This window comes from Prosthecobacter sp. (assembly GCF_029946185.1).
Lineage (GTDB): Bacteria > Verrucomicrobiota > Verrucomicrobiia > Verrucomicrobiales > Verrucomicrobiaceae > Prosthecobacter.
Genome location: NZ_JAQSEA010000175.1, coordinates 18,750 through 30,435 on the forward strand (window position 1 = coordinate 18,750; position 11,686 = coordinate 30,435).

10 protein-coding genes are annotated in these 11,686 nt (G+C 61.3%); 7 read left to right on the plus strand and 3 right to left on the minus strand.

Annotation, left to right across the window (positions count from 1 at the left end):
* The first annotated feature begins 34 nt into the window (after positions 1–34).
* From PSV43_RS15340 to PSV43_RS15360, 5 genes are all read left to right on the plus strand, one after another.
* On the plus strand, positions 35–1,342 hold the full coding sequence (locus PSV43_RS15340) for a hypothetical protein (protein ID WP_300199044.1): 1,308 nt from the start codon (positions 35–37) through the stop codon (positions 1,340–1,342).
* 158 nt (positions 1,343–1,500) lie between these two features.
* Positions 1,501–1,752: a hypothetical protein gene (locus PSV43_RS15345; protein WP_300199047.1), complete on the plus strand. Its 252-nt coding sequence runs from the start codon at positions 1,501–1,503 to the stop codon at positions 1,750–1,752.
* A gap of 102 nt (positions 1,753–1,854) precedes the next feature.
* Positions 1,855–2,490: a histidine phosphatase family protein gene (locus PSV43_RS15350; protein ID WP_300199050.1), complete on the plus strand. Its 636-nt coding sequence runs from the start codon at positions 1,855–1,857 to the stop codon at positions 2,488–2,490.
* Between the two features lie 170 nt (positions 2,491–2,660).
* Positions 2,661–4,016 carry a DUF1501 domain-containing protein gene (locus PSV43_RS15355; RefSeq protein WP_300199053.1) on the plus strand — a complete coding sequence of 452 codons (1,356 nt, stop codon included), beginning with the start codon at positions 2,661–2,663 and terminating at the stop codon, positions 4,014–4,016.
* A gap of 480 nt (positions 4,017–4,496) precedes the next feature.
* Positions 4,497–5,522, plus strand: coding sequence for an MBL fold metallo-hydrolase (locus PSV43_RS15360; RefSeq protein WP_300199055.1), 1,026 nt, complete (start codon positions 4,497–4,499; stop codon positions 5,520–5,522).
* A 152-nt stretch (positions 5,523–5,674) separates the two neighbouring features.
* Here the strand turns inward: PSV43_RS15360 and PSV43_RS15365 are convergent, their stop codons facing one another.
* The 3 genes from PSV43_RS15365 to PSV43_RS15375 form a co-directional block, all read right to left on the minus strand.
* Positions 5,675–6,793, minus strand: a complete 1,119-nt coding sequence (locus tag PSV43_RS15365) for an iron-containing alcohol dehydrogenase (protein WP_300199058.1) — start codon at positions 6,791–6,793, stop codon at positions 5,675–5,677.
* Positions 6,794–6,815: 22 nt separating this feature from the next.
* A complete protein-coding gene (locus PSV43_RS15370) occupies positions 6,816–8,246 on the minus strand; it encodes an aldehyde dehydrogenase family protein (protein WP_300199061.1) in 1,431 nt (476 codons plus the stop codon).
* A gap of 96 nt (positions 8,247–8,342) precedes the next feature.
* Positions 8,343–9,326 (minus strand): lysophospholipid acyltransferase family protein, encoded by a 984-nt coding sequence (locus tag PSV43_RS15375; protein ID WP_300199064.1) that lies wholly within the window; start codon positions 9,324–9,326, stop codon positions 8,343–8,345.
* A 169-nt stretch (positions 9,327–9,495) separates the two neighbouring features.
* Here PSV43_RS15375 and PSV43_RS15380 point away from each other — a divergent pair, with 169 nt between their 5' ends.
* Positions 9,496–10,497 (plus strand): M20/M25/M40 family metallo-hydrolase, encoded by a 1,002-nt coding sequence (locus PSV43_RS15380; protein WP_300199067.1) that lies wholly within the window; start codon positions 9,496–9,498, stop codon positions 10,495–10,497.
* Positions 10,498–10,787: 290 nt separating this feature from the next.
* Positions 10,788–11,462 (plus strand): transposase, encoded by a 675-nt coding sequence (locus tag PSV43_RS15385; RefSeq protein WP_300199070.1) that lies wholly within the window; start codon positions 10,788–10,790, stop codon positions 11,460–11,462.
* Positions 11,463–11,686 lie beyond the last annotated feature (224 nt).

Below are 11,686 nucleotides of genomic sequence, written 5' to 3' on the forward strand. Positions count from 1 at the left end.
ATCATTGGTCCCCGCCCGTTTTCCGACCACCGCAATGACCACCAAGCTCGATCCCAAATTCCTCGCCCTTCTTGCCGACGCCGCCCAGAAACTCCAGGCGCTTGATATCCAGCCGCGTGTGCTTGAAGAAGCCGCCCCTGAGCTGATCGCCACCGCCGCCGAACTCAGCCGGCAGATGCTGGAATACAACGAGCAGCTCAGCACCGCGATGGCAGCCAAGGACGCCGCCGACATCGCCGCCAAGGAAGCCGCCAAAGAGCAGGCACTGGCAGAGAAAGAAGCCGCACGCCTTGCCGCCATCGAGGCCAAGGAAGCCGCACGCATTGCCAAAGAAGAAGCCGCAGCCGCCGCCAAGGCGCAGGCCCAGCTCGAGCTCGAGGCCATGCGCGCCGCCGCCGCCGCGGTGAAGGCCAAAGAACTCGCCGAAAAAGAAGCCGCCAAGGCCCAGGCGCTCGCCGAAAAAGAAGCAGCCCGCCTTGCCAAGGAGCAGGCCGAAGCCGAAAAAGTCGCCGCTAAAGAGCGCGCCATGGCCGAGCGCCTCGCCGCGATGGTCGCCGCCGCAGAGGCCAAGGCTCAGGCACTTGCTGAAAAGGAGGCCGCGAAAACCGCCGCCGCCGAGGCCAAAGAAGCCGAGCGCCTCGCCAAAGAGCAAGCCGCCATTGAGAAAGCTGAGGCCAAGGCCCGCGAGCAGGCCGAACGCGAAGCCGAGAAGGAAGCCGCCCGCCTAGCCAAAGAACAAGCCGAGGCCGAAAAAGCCGCCGCCAAAGAAGCCGCCCGTCTCGCCAAAGAGCAGGAAGCCGCCGAGAAAGCCGCCGCCAAGGAGCAGGCCGAGGCCGAGCGCATGGCCGCGATGCTAGCCGCCGCTGAAGCCAAGGAGGCTGCGCGCCTTGCCAAGGAACAAGCCGAAACTGAGAAAGCCGCTGCCAAAGCCCAGGCCCTTGCTGATAAAGAGGCTGCGAAGGAAGCTGCACGTCTGGCCAAAGAAGAGGAAGAGGCCGCCAAAGCTGCCATCAAAGCCCAGGCCGAAGCCGAGAAGGAAGCCCTCCGCGTCGCCGCTGCCGAACTGAAGGCCAAGCAGCAGGCCGAGAAAGACGCCATTCGTGAGGAGAAAGAAAAGCGTGCCGCTGAAATCGCCGCCGCGAAAGCCTCGCAGGACGCCGAGCGCCAGAAATTCGGTGCTGCCGAAGAAGAGGCCAAAGCGCGCCGTGCGGAAGCCCGCGCCAAAACCCTCGCCGAATACGAAGCCAAACAGAAAGCCCGCCAAGCCGCCGCCATGGCCCAGCTCGCCGCGGACAAAGCCGCCCTCTTGGCCGAGAAGCAGAAGGCTGCAGGTAAGGCGTGAATCGCCCTTGCTGCTTCACGAGGAGGCCTGAAGTGCGGCTGCGCAACCCTGAAAGGGTAAAGCTGCCGCTTTCAAACTTCTCGTGGCACACGTGAGTGTCTTCAACATGGGATGGAATGTCGCGTGACAGATCCAAAGGACTGTGCGGAGAGTTCTGCATGTCACGTCGCAAAGAATCCATCCCCTACATGCTGGTTTATAGCATTCCGTGGTGGGTGAGCGTCATCCTCGCAGGTGTGGTGTATGCACTGATGAGCTGGGTGGCGCCGGATGTGCGACTCGACGACCCCATGCTGTCGAATATCATGAAGGCTATGCCAGGTGCTGCGTGGATGGGTGCCACAGCGCTGCTCGCTTTTGCCGGGTTGAATCTCCTGGTTCGATTCCTGAAGCGGAAATCGCAACGCTGATTTTGAAACGCAGATCTAAGGCTGGGCGGAGCTGGTGAGTTGAGGAGGTTTGTCACCACTTGTTGCCACCGCGCCGCATACAGCCTATGGCGAGGGTGAAATATGAAAACGATCTGGTTCATTCGTCACGCCGAAAGCCTCAGCAACGCGGGGTTTCCCACGGACACGCCGCATGCCATCGGGCTGAGCGAAAAGGGGCTGGTGCAGGCGGCGGCCCTGGCCCTGCAGTGGCCCACGGAGCCGGATCTCATCGTCGTGTCGCGTTACTCGCGCACGGCGTACACCGCCGCACCGCTGTGCCTGCGATATCCGCAGGTGCCGGTGATCGAACTGCCGCTGCATGAGCTGACCTTCCTCGCGCCCGGACGCTATGTCGGCACCACGGAAGACCTGCGCCGTGAGCCAGCGCGGCAGTACTGGGAGCGCTGCGAAACAGACTTCTGCGATGGCGACGGCGCAGAGACCTTCCGAAATTTCTGCGAACGCATTGATGCCACATTGCAGGCGCTGCGGGAGCGTGCAGAGCAGCGCATCGCGGTGGTTTGCCATGCGTATGTCATCAAAGCCATCCTCTGGCGGCAGATGCACCCGGAGGCAGAGTTTACGGCGGAGTACATGCGCGACTTCTTCGCCTTCCACCTGAACTGTGTGGTGCCGAATGTGAGGGTTTATCCGTTTGAGTGTGCGGGGGGTGAGGAGATGAAGATGCTGTCGCCGTTTCAGTTTGCGGTGGGGTGAGTGGGGGCAGGGGAACTTCAACACTCAGCCATCCTTGTTCGACAATCCTCAATCGAGCCTGCTCGCGAGGTCGTAAGCCAGGAGGGTTGACGATTGTCGAGCCATCGATTTTTGATGGTTGAAGTTTCAAACCCTCGCAAGCGTTTGCCATCGGCCTGCGTACTCTCCGCATGTCTGATTTCTCCGCACTCTCGCGTCGTGAGCTGCTCTCCCGCATGGGCGGCGGCTTCGGCGCGCTGGGCCTGGCTTCCACGCTGCATGCCGCACCTCGCACCCATTTCGTGCCGAAGGCCAAGCGGGTCATCCAGCTCTTCATGAACGGCGGCCCCTTTGGCCCCGACTTCTTCGATCCCAAGCCCGGGCTCACCAAGTATGCCGGGCAAAAGCCTGAAGGCGCCGACCTGCGCACCGAGCGCCCCACCGGCGGCCTCCTCGCCTCCCCCTATGCCTTTGCCAAGCATGGTCAGAGCGGCCTGGAGATCAGCGAACTGCTGCCAAATCTGGCGCAGCATGCCGATGAGCTGTGCGTGATGCGCGCCTGCCACACGGACAATCCGAATCACGGCCCGGCGCTGCTCCTCATGAACAATGGCACGATGACGGAGCGCGTGCCCAGCATGGGCTCATGGCTCAGCTACGGCCTGGGCAATGAAAATGCCAATCTGCCCTCCTTCGTCGTCCTCTGTCCCGGCAAGCCCGTGCGCTTTTCCGTACTCTGGACCAGCGCGTTTCTCCCGGCGCAGCATCAGGGAGTGTACATCAATCACTCGAAGCTGGAGCCGCAGCAGATGATCCCGTGGCTGACGAATGAGAAGCTGGCGAAGGCGGATCAGCGCAAGCAGCTCGATCTCATGCAGGCGCTCAATGCGGAGCATCTGGCATCGCGCGGCGGTGCGGATGTGGCGCTGAACGGCCGCATCCAGTCGATGGAGACCGCCTTCCGCATGCAGTCCGCCGCGACGGATGCCTTTGATGTCAATCTGGAGCCGCCGAAAGTGCGCGAGATGTACGGCACCAGCCACTTCTCCAATGGCTGCCTCATGGCACGTCGCCTGGTGGAGCGCGGCGTGCGCTACGTGCAGTTGTACTACGGCAACGGCCAGCCATGGGACACCCACTCCAAGCATGACGAGCAGACCCGAAAGCTCGGCGCAGACATCGACCGTCCCATCGCCGCGCTGATCGGCGATTTAAAACAGCGCGGCATGCTCGATGACACCCTGATCATCTGGGGCGGTGAATTTGGCCGCACCCCCGTGAGTGAAAACGGCAACGGTCGCGATCACAATCCGCATGGCTTTTCCATGTTCTTTGCCGGTGGCGGCGTACGCGGCGGCACCGCCTATGGGGAGAGCGATGAGTTTGGCTTCAAAGCCGCCGTGGACAAGATGCACGTCCATGACGTACACGCGACCATCCTGCATCTCCTCGGCATGGACCACGAAAGGCTGACCTATCGCTATGCCGGCCGTGATTACCGTCTGACCGATGTCCACGGCCGCGTGCCGCAGGCGATTGTGGGGTGATTTCCGGAGCGCGTGCACCCATGGCCAGTACTCGTTGGTTCGAACACCAAAGTTGCTGGTGTTTGATCTGCCAAGCAGGCATGGAGCTTGATTAAGGCGGGTGTTGAGGATTTCATCCATTTACCCACGAAATGAAAAGAGTCATGGAGCGCGGACTTGAGTCCGCAGCAGGTCGTCCGCGTGGGACGTGTGATGGCTCGCGCTGAATGCCGCAAACACGGTGATGCCCAGTGTCGCGAAAGTAGCGTGCCAAAGCGGAGCGGGTGTGTGTAGCGGAGTGCAGCGGAATCAATTCCGCGCTCCGAGGAACGCTGGTGCATGCAAAACTGCTCGAAATCTCATCACTCAGAGGCTCGGATTTCCTCACGCAAACCTCCCCGCATCACTCAGCCACGAAGCCTTCCTTTCATCCATTTCGCTGTCCAATCCCGCCCCTCTTTCGCGTACTCTCTGTCCATCACTCCCTACCACAGCGTCGCCATGCTCCATCGCAATATCTCCGTCCTCCTACGTGCCGCCGCACTCAGTGTCACCTTTCTTACCGCCGCCACCGCCGCCCAGCCCACCTTCAGCTTCCAGGTTCTCGAAATCACCGACATCCAGCGCGGTGCCGGGCTTGCCATCGTCATGCGCACGCCTTCGGGCAAAACCTGGCTTTATGACACCGGCACCGCACATCCCGAAAAGCTCTCCTCGGACGGCTGGCTGGCCAACTTCAATGCCGGGCGCGATCTCATTGCGCCGCTGCTCAAAAAGCAGCGCGTCACCAGCATCGACGGCGTGTTCATGAGTCACGCGCACTACGACCACTTCGGCGGCTTGCTCTGGCTCAAGGACAACTTCAAGATCAATCAGCTCATCGACTGCGGCTACAACTTTCACAGCGGCGATCCCGCCGACTACCTCGGCACGAACAAAGACGAGCTTGATCACTACACCCGCGTCCGGGAGGAGTTCCGCGCACGCGGCGCCTACCTCTGCGCCACCGCTGGCGAAACCCTCAAGCTCGACTCCGATTTGAAGATCGAAGTCATTGCCCCGCCCAAGACCTACTTCACAGACCCCAAGATCACCACCCGCCCCAAGAACGACACCCCCTCACATTTCCTTGTCAACGCCAACTCCCTCGCCCTCCGCATCCAGTTTGGCGACATCGTCTTCCTCCTGCCCGGAGACATCCAGACCGAAGACATCGAGGCCAGCCTCATGCCCTTCGTGGACAAGTCCAAACTCAAATGTCACATTCTGGTAGCCCCTGGTCACGGCATTCACCCCATCCCCAAAGCCTTCGGCGAAGCCACGCGCCCTGAGGTCTCCATCGCCAGCGTCTTCCCACGCTACGCACGTGGCATTCGCAGCACCAAAGACCTCCAGGCCCTCGGTACCCGCACCTACGTCACCGGCCTCAACGGCAACGTGCAGGTCGTCACCGACGGTAAAACCTACCAAGTCACCACTGAGCGCGAGGATGCCCCCACCAAGCCCGCGCCCGGCGCAGCGAAGTAGTCTTCTGCATCCTCGCTCCGATTCATCCTCCCAACATTCCGCACAAAGGCCGGGCCAAGAGGTGAGAAGGTCTGAATCCCGTCAGAGTCACAGGCCACCCCGCCGTAGATGGGGCGGTATTGCGCACGCGCTAGATTTTAGCGGTTCCTTCTTTACAGCGCCGCGCGATACATCGCCACGAAATCATCCACGCTGGGGAGACGGGGATTGAACTGTGCGGTCCACTGCTTGGCGGCCATCTCGGCGAGGTCCTGCAGGTGCTCTTCCTTCACGCCATATTCAGCGATGTGGCGGGGCATCTGGGCCTCCCACAGAAGTTCGGTCACGCGGTCGGCGAGGTCGCCGTCGAAGTAGCTCTTGTAGATGGCGGCGATCTCGGGGTCGCGGGAGTTGAAGCGGATCACGTGCGGCATCATCACGCCCACGGCTTCGCCATGGACGACGTTGAACTTGGCGGTGAGCGGATTGGCGCAGGAGTGCGCGGCACCGAGCATGCTGTTCTCAATGGCGATGCCTGCATAAGCTGCGCCGAGCTGCATCATGCCGCGTGCTTCGAGGTCCTGCGGGTCGCGTAGCACCCGGCTGAAGCCGCTGTGGCAGAGGCGGAAGCCCTCGCGGGAGTAGAGGGATGAAAACGCATTGCGCTTGTTGGTGACGGCGGTTTCCAGCGTGTGCGTCAGCGCATCCATGCCGGTGCAAACGGTCACGCGCTGTGGCTGGGAGACGGTGAGTTCGGAGTCGAGGATGGCCACCTTTGCGGCGGCTTTGGGATCCCCACAGGCCATCTTCACATGCGTCTCGGCATCGGAGATCAGCGCAAAGCTCTGGCATTCGCTGCCAGTGCCGGAGGTGGTCGGGATGGCGATGAGTGGCAGCATCGGCTGCGTGGCCTTGCCAACGCCCCAGTAGTCGTGCATGCGGCCGCCGTTGGTGAGGATGAAGTTGCAGCCCTTTGCAGTGTCCATGCTGCTGCCGCCGCCGAGGCCGATGATGATGTCCGCCTTGAACTCGCGCGCCACCGCCACGCAGGCGTCCACGTCTTCGGTGCTGGGGTTTTCCCGCACGTCACCAAACACACGGGCCTGCAATCCGGCTGCGATGAGAAAGGACACGGCGCGTGTCACGTAGCCCGCCTTCACAATGCCGGGATCGCTCACCACCAGCGCCCGCGTGCCGCCGAGAGCCTGCGCAAGTTCGCCCACGCGCTCGAGCGTGCCGTTGCCGTAGATGAGCCGCGTGCGCGGCTGGTAGTCGAAGGGTGCGAGGGACATGTGCGTCGGCTTCGAGTTCAAATCATGCGCAGTCGATGGAACGGCGCTTGTACAGGAACTCGAACATGTTGCCTTCGTGCGGCTGGTCCCAGCTGATCTTCATGGTGCTGATCGGCCCGATGTTCAGGCGGTCGATGTCGCCGCACTCGAGCAGGTCGTTGATGAAGGCCGGGTCCTTGGTGATGGCGGTGACAATGAGGGAGTAGCCGATGCGGCCCAGCACTTCGCCCTGCGGCACTTCGAGCACGCTGGCGTAGGGGCAGAGGAATTCGCGATTGGCGAGGGGGTGCTTGTTGTCCGAGCACCAGATGATGGTAGGACGAAGGAAGGTGCCGCCGTGGAATTCCACTTTGCGCGGGCCGTCGCGGAACTGCGCGGTCATGTCTTCGGCACCCGGGGTCTGCAGATCGTGATCGATGGCGCTGTCGATGTAGTCGGCCATCTTCACGTTCGCAAAGCCTGCGAGGCGTGCGTTTTCGTCTTCGGAGGTGGTGGGGGACACCTTGCCCAGGCGCTCAGCCAGGGCGGTGGCGATTTCCTTGCCATACTTCGGCACGATCACAGCGGAGGCATTGATGCAGGAACGCCCGCCGTTGTCGCTGATGGAGGCCACCATGACATCGAGGTAGTCCTTCCAGTTTTCGATCTTGTCTTCGCCGATGATGATCTTGCTCCAGCCGGGGCCATGCACCTGCACGGATGAATTGCCCTCATACATCTTCGCCATGGCCACATCGCCAAAGACGAGGTTGCGACCGCTGAGCTTCACGACTTCGCCGCTGCCTTCGTGGTCGGTCGGGTAGAAGCCGAAGGCCTCAGGCGGGGCACCAGCGGCGATGAAGGCCTGGATGAGACGATACGGCGTCCATGGCTCCTCGCGGCCTGGCTTAATGACCACCGGGATTTTGAGCGCGATGGAGGGCAGCCAGAGGGAATTCACCGCCGGGGAATTGCTCGGCATGATGAGGCCGAGGGACTTCGTGGTGGGAAAGTAGGAGACGGGGCAGCCGGACTGCGTGCCAAAGCCCTGGTCGATGACGCTCAAATCAAGGCCGCGTGTGAGGCCGTTGAGGATCATCTTCATGTTCGTCAGGGCAAAGTGCAGCTTGGTCATGTTGCGCTTCACCATGACGTGCGGCAGGCCGCTGGTGCGGGACAGCGTGGCGATGTACTCTTCCGGGCTCTGTGTGTGGCCTTTGTCTCCCAGCGGCAGGGTGCCGTTGAGGAAGAGATCGCCCGCCTTGGCGGTGATCTCGATGAGCTGCTCCACGGTGAACTTCTTGAGCGCGGCGCGTGCTTCGTCGATCTTTGCGAGATCCTTGCGCACGATGCCGGCATTCACCTGGCTGATCTCGGCGCAGACCTCGCCGGTTTTGTGGTCTTTGACCTGAGCCTTGTCGAGCGACTCATAGGGGCGGCCTTTGCGGAGAGCAGGAAGATGGGGAATGGACATTGGCAGGTTGGTTTTTAGGAGGTGTGAGGGTTACGAGCGCCGAGCACACTGGGCAATGGAAAAACAGGCGTGAACGGCGAACTCTTTCAGAGACATTCAGCCCGCCTTCGCCTGAGGGCGCAGGGCTGCGGGAATCATTTCGATGAGGGCCTCGTTCAGATTGGAGTATAAAGGGTAGTCCGGGTGCGGCACGCCGTGCTCACCCACGGGGCGGTAGCGCCACTGCTTGTACATCCACAGCCAGCATTCGGGGTGCTTGCGGATCTCGGCTTCAAAGAGGTCCCAGATGTGCTGCGTCACTTCACGCACGTCGTCCTCCGGCTTGGGGGCAATGGCTTCAAAAAGATGCGCCTCATAGCGACCATCCGGCAGCGGGCGACACACCCCGGTGATGACGGGAATGCCCAGACGCTGTGCCAGCACCACATGCAGCGTGGGCACGGAGGTCCACATGCCGTAGCACTGGATCGCCGTCGCCGCCCGGCTGGGTGCGATGCTCAGGTCCGTGAGCAGCCCCGCGTGGCCCTTGCGCTTGAGCGCCTTCACCAGCTTGATCATGGCATTGTCCTGCGAGATGAAGGTGTGGCCGGACTGCTCGCGCAGCCTTCTGAATAGATGTGTGATGGCCGGGTTCTTGAAATCCTGCGCCACCACGGTGAAGGGGAATCCGCGAAAGCCCCAGATCTGGCTCACGAGTTCAAAGTTGCCGAAATGCGGCGTCACCCACACCGCGCCCGTTTCACGCGCTTTTGCTTCGGTATCGAGATTCGTGATGATGTCGAAATGCTTCTGCCAGTTGTTCGCCGTGAGCTGCGGGGACCAGAACAAATCCACGAAGGTGCGTGCAAACACCTGGTAGGAGCCGCAGGCGATCTGCCGCCGCTGGGCCGGTGAGTATTGATCCCCAAAAGCGCAGCGCAGATTGTCCAGCGCCGTGGCGCGTCCGCGCGCGTCCAGCCAGAAGGCCAGGGTGCCGAGGGCGCGTGACAGCACCATGAGCACATGGCGCGGCACGCGTGGGAGCAGCCAGACGGCCAGATCCAGCATCTTGATCTCAAGGGAATATCGAAGCTTCTTCACAGATGAATAGAGGGGGGCAAAACGTGTTACGACGGCGCAGCGCAGCGTTCAACCATGAACAGCCATTGTCGTGCTGACGACCACACGCTCAAGCGACGGCATCGAAGAAAATATCGAAGCTGCGTCACGTGGCGTTTGGTGTTTGCATAAATTCGCGTTACGATGGCGCATGCCGACCACCAACCTCAACAACATTCTCAAGCGACTCCTCAAGCAGCCAACGGCTCCGTTTCATGAATATCATGTACGTGCGGAGATTGAGGCCCTGCTCAAAGACTGCCCGCATGTGAAGTTGAAGCATGACAAATTCGGCAACCTGCTGGCCACATACAAGAATGGCAAGTCCAAGAGCAAGCCCACCTGGGTGCTCGGTGCGCACATGGACCACCCCGCTTTCATCAAGCCACCCGGCAGCACCAAACGCGATGAATGGGAATTTCTCGGCGGCGTCGGCAAGCTGGAAGTGGAAGCCGGTGTGAAGCGCGGCCTGCGCAAGGCCAAGGGCCAGCTCGCCACGTGGAATTTCCCGGTGAACATCACCAACACCCGCATTGAGGCCACCGCCTGCGACGACATCATCGGCTGTGCCGCCATCGTGATGACCTTTCTCGAACTCGCCCGTCTGAACATCCAGACCACCGTGCATGCGGCATTCACCCGCGCGGAAGAAGTGGGCTGGCTCGGAGCCTGGCACCTCGCGCAAAACTGGCCCTTTGGTGCCGACAGCGTTTTCCTCTCGCTCGAAACCAGCCGCCCCGTCAACGGAGCCGTCATGGGTGGTGGTCCGATCCTGCGCGTCGGTGATCGTGTTTCCATTTTCGACAGCGAAGCCATGGCTGTGCTGATGACCACCGCCAAGGAGCAGGGCATCCGCGTGCAGCGCTGCCTGCTCGACGCCGGAGCCTGTGAAGCCACCGCCACGCAGGCCTCAGGAGTCCGCAGCGCCGGCATCTCCATCCCCTTGGGTAATTACCACAATCTCAACGACGCCCGCCAGATCGCGCCGGAATTCGTGATGATGGATGACTTGAAGTCGATGATCGACCTCCTCAAAGCCCTCGTCGCCACCAAGCACGACGGCATCGGCGAACGTACGATCCGCGAACGCGTGGAACTCGGCATGCTGGAGCACGCCGAGCAGCTCAAGGCGGGAACGAAGTTGTTTAATTAAGAGGCGGAGGGAACCGTCAAGAGGACAAGGCTGCGCCAGTCAAGCGGTGCAGCGGCCTGACTCAGCTTTATGGCGCTCGGGCCTCTGAGCCCGCAGCGCTCCGCGAGGTACGAGAAGTACGAGAGGCACCGCTTTTTTCTTCAGCCCGGTCTGGAGCTTCGGGGTGTTTTTCTGCTAACGGCTTTCTGAGCAATCAACGTAACTCTTGGTGTTTGCCCCCTGCTGCGGGCTCGGAGGTCCCGCGCTCCAGTTCTGCTTGCGCAGCGATCGCATCTTTGTTTGATCTTGGGATGAGCGAAAGCCGCTTCAAACGCAGGGAAGGTCCGCCGTACAATCCCGAAGTTCGGAATGTGGTGAGACGGCAGCGACGCACCTCGCTGAATCCCACACGGGAGGAACAGGGCGATGGGTTTCGCGGCTGGAACGAACGGGGTTACATTCCTCATCGCGATGAGCCGGGGCTGACCCAGTTTGTTACCTTCCGACTTGCGGACAGCTTTCCCGAGGAGCTACGCGCGGAATGGTCCAAGTTTCTCAAAATCGAGGATGATCGCGAACGCCGGATCCAGCTCGAAGCGTGGCTCGACCACGGATATGGAGCCTGCCATCTGCGGGATGAAAATCTCGCAAAGATGACAGCAGCGTCGCTGCAAAAATTTGACACTGCTCGCTACGGACTGATCGCTTTCACGATCATGCCCAACCATGTGCATGTGCTGTTTGAAGTGCACGCGGTTCCAATGGCGGACATCCTGGGAAGCTGGAAACAGTACACCGCCACACAGGCCAACAAGCACCTCGGACGTTCGGGCCCTTTTTGGCAGGCGGACTATTGGGACACGTATATGCGTGACGAAGAGCACCAGGAACGAACCATCCGTTACATCCGAAATAATCCGGTGAAGGCCGAACTCGTGACCGACTGGCACCAGTGGACTTGGACCTATGTGCGCGAGGACGCCTAACAGCCCCGCGCATTCTCCAGCGCCTCGGAGCGCGGGCCTCCGAGCCCGTCATGGCCTTCGTAGCCTTGGCGAAGAAGGCCGCACTCCGCGTGCATTTGCATCTCCGCGTTTTCGTTATGGTTTCGAAGCTGCGGTATGTTTTTCTGCTAACGGCTTTCTGCGCCATCGACGTAACTCTCGGTGTTTGCCGCCTGCTGCGGGCTCGGAGGCCCCGCGCTCCAGTA

Excerpts from the sequence above, each read along its gene's own strand:
- PSV43_RS15355 (WP_300199053.1), top strand. The coding sequence starts at position 2,661 with ATGTCTGATTTCTCCGCACTCTCGCGTCGTGAGCTGCTCTCCCGCATG.
- PSV43_RS15345 (WP_300199047.1), top strand. The coding sequence starts at position 1,501 with ATGTCACGTCGCAAAGAATCCATCCCCTACATGCTGGTTTATAGCATT.
- PSV43_RS15365 (WP_300199058.1), bottom strand. The coding sequence starts at position 6,793 with ATGTCCCTCGCACCCTTCGACTACCAGCCGCGCACGCGGCTCATCTAC.
- PSV43_RS15340 (WP_300199044.1), top strand. The coding sequence starts at position 35 with ATGACCACCAAGCTCGATCCCAAATTCCTCGCCCTTCTTGCCGACGCC.
- PSV43_RS15380 (WP_300199067.1), top strand. The coding sequence starts at position 9,496 with ATGCCGACCACCAACCTCAACAACATTCTCAAGCGACTCCTCAAGCAG.
- PSV43_RS15385 (WP_300199070.1), top strand. The coding sequence starts at position 10,788 with ATGAGCGAAAGCCGCTTCAAACGCAGGGAAGGTCCGCCGTACAATCCC.
- PSV43_RS15370 (WP_300199061.1), bottom strand. The coding sequence starts at position 8,246 with ATGTCCATTCCCCATCTTCCTGCTCTCCGCAAAGGCCGCCCCTATGAG.
- PSV43_RS15350 (WP_300199050.1), top strand. The coding sequence starts at position 1,855 with ATGAAAACGATCTGGTTCATTCGTCACGCCGAAAGCCTCAGCAACGCG.
- PSV43_RS15360 (WP_300199055.1), top strand. The coding sequence starts at position 4,497 with ATGCTCCATCGCAATATCTCCGTCCTCCTACGTGCCGCCGCACTCAGT.